We start from the raw sequence: 1,485 nt of genomic DNA, 5'->3' as shown, positions 1-1,485 counted from the left end.
CCGCCTACGTACTTGAACCTGGACAACCGTCGCCAGGCCCACCTAGCCTTCTCCGTCCCCCCATCGCAATTGTAAGAAGTACGGGAATATTAACCCGTTTCCCATCGACTACGCCTTTCGGCCTCGCCTTAGGAGTCGACTTACCCTGCCCCGATTAACGTTGGACAGGAACCCTTGGTCTTCCGGCGAGGGAGTTTTTCACTCCCTTTATCGTTACTCATGTCAGCATTCGCACTTCTGATACCTCCAGCAGCCCTTACAGACCACCTTCAACGGCTTACAGAACGCTCCCCTACCCCACATACCCTAAGGTACGTAGCCGCAGCTTCGGTGTATAGCTTAGCCCCGTTACATCTTCCGCGCAGGCCGACTCGACCAGTGAGCTATTACGCTTTCTTTAAATGATGGCTGCTTCTAAGCCAACATCCTGGCTGTCTGAGCCTTCCCACATCGTTTCCCACTTAGCTATACTTTGGGACCTTAGCTGGCGGTCTGGGTTGTTTCCCTCTCCACGACGGACGTTAGCACCCGCCGTGTGTCTCCCGGATAGTACTTACTGGTATTCGGAGTTTGCAAAGGGTTGGTAAGTCGGGATGACCCCCTAGCCTTAACAGTGCTCTACCCCCAGTAGTATTCGTCCGAGGCGCTACCTAAATAGCTTTCGGGGAGAACCAGCTATCTCCAGGTTTGATTGGCCTTTCACCCCTAGCCACAAGTCATCCGCTAATTTTTCAACATTAGTCGGTTCGGTCCTCCAGTTGATGTTACTCAACCTTCAACCTGCCCATGGCTAGATCACCTGGTTTCGGGTCTAATCCTAGCAACTGTACGCCCAGTTAAGACTCGGTTTCCCTACGGCTCCCCTAAACGGTTAACCTTGCTACTAAAATTAAGTCGCTGACCCATTATACAAAAGGTACGCAGTCACACCACGAAGGTGCTCCTACTGCTTGTACGTACACGGTTTCAGGTTCTATTTCACTCCCCTCACAGGGGTTCTTTTCGCCTTTCCCTCACGGTACTGGTTCACTATCGGTCAGTCAGTAGTATTTAGCCTTGGAGGATGGTCCCCCCATATTCAGACAGGATATCACGTGTCCCGCCCTACTCGTTTTCACTGATTATGATGTGTCGGTTACGGGGCTATCACCCTTTACTGCGAGACTTTCCAGACTCTTCACCTGCATCATTAAAAGCTTAAGGGCTAATCCAATTTCGCTCGCCGCTACTTTCGGAATCTCGGTTGATTTCTCTTCCTCGGGGTACTTAGATGTTTCAGTTCCCCCGGTTTGCCTCCTGTTGCTATGTATTCACAACAGGATACTTACTTATGTAAGTGGGTTTCCCCATTCAGGAATCCCAGACTCAAAAGGTTATTACTACCTAATCTGGGCTTATCGCAAGTTATTACGCCTTTCATCGCCTCTGACTGCCAAGGCATCCACCGTGTACGCTTAGTCACTTAACCATACAACCCGAAAGGGT

The 1,485-nt window shown here is 50.6% G+C and carries 1 rRNA gene; it reads right to left on the bottom strand.

The window, feature by feature from the left end:
* Positions 1-1,468: ribosomal RNA gene (locus A136_RS10735) — 23S ribosomal RNA — on the bottom strand; the annotation flags it as partial.
* Between the last annotated feature and the right edge of the window lie 17 nt (positions 1,469-1,485).

Origin of the sequence: Vibrio crassostreae 9ZC13 (genome assembly GCF_000272045.2) — a bacterium.
Taxonomy (GTDB): Bacteria; Pseudomonadota; Gammaproteobacteria; order Enterobacterales; family Vibrionaceae; genus Vibrio; species Vibrio crassostreae_C.
Note: the sequence above shows the minus strand (reverse complement) of the source record. Positions and strands in the feature narration are given on the sequence as shown.